Origin of the sequence: Sphaerisporangium melleum (assembly GCF_014646695.1) — a bacterium.
In the GTDB taxonomy this organism is placed as follows: domain Bacteria; phylum Actinomycetota; class Actinomycetes; order Streptosporangiales; family Streptosporangiaceae; genus Sphaerisporangium; species Sphaerisporangium melleum.
This window is the reverse complement of record NZ_BMNT01000123.1, coordinates 1-803: the sequence shown is the minus strand read 5'-3', so window position 1 is coordinate 803 and position 803 is coordinate 1. Positions and strand designations below refer to the sequence as shown.

At 56.3% G+C, this 803-nt stretch carries 1 rRNA gene (running past one end of the window); it reads left to right on the top strand.

What is annotated here, in order from left to right:
• Nucleotides 1-803, top strand: a 23S ribosomal RNA gene (locus IEY93_RS37425); its annotated part reaches 564 nt to the left of the window's first position; the annotation flags it as partial.

Below are 803 nucleotides of genomic sequence, written 5' to 3'. Positions count from 1 at the left end.
GAGTCGCATGCTGTAGACCCGAAGCGGAGTGATCTACGCATGGGCAGGTTGAAGCGCGGGTAAGACCGTGTGGAGGACCGAACCCACCAGGGTTGAAAACCTGGGGGATGATCTGTGTGTAGGGGTGAAAGGCCAATCAAACTCCGTTATAGCTGGTTCTCCCCGAAATGCATTTAGGTGCAGCGTTGCGTGTTTCTTGCCGGAGGTAGAGCACTGGATGGCTGATGGGCCTTACCGGGTTACTGACGTCAGCCAAACTCCGAATGCCGGTAAGTGAGAGCGTGGCAGTGAGACTGCGGGGGATAAGCTTCGTAGTCGAGAGGGAAACAGCCCAGACCACCGACTAAGGCCCCTAAGCGTGTGCTAAGTGGGAAAGGATGTGGAGTCGCAGTGACAACCAGGAGGTTGGCTTAGAAGCAGCCACCCTTGAAAGAGTGCGTAATAGCTCACTGGTCAAGTGATTCTGCGCCGACAATGTAGCGGGGCTCAAGTACACCGCCGAAGTCGTGGCATTCACACTTTTGTGTGGGTGGGTAGGGGAGCGTCGTGCAGCCGGTGAAGCAGCCGAGTGATCGAGTTGTGGAGGCTGTGCGAGTGAGAATGCAGGCATGAGTAGCGAATCAGAAGTGAGAAACTTCTGCGCCGGATGACCAAGGGTTCCTGGGCTAGGTTAATCCGCCCAGGGTAAGTCGGGACCTAAGGCGAGGCCGACAGGCGTAGTCGATGGACAACGGGTTGATATTCCCGTACCCGCTGGTATGCGCCCATATCGAATCCAGTGATACTAAGGGTCCTTAAGCCCC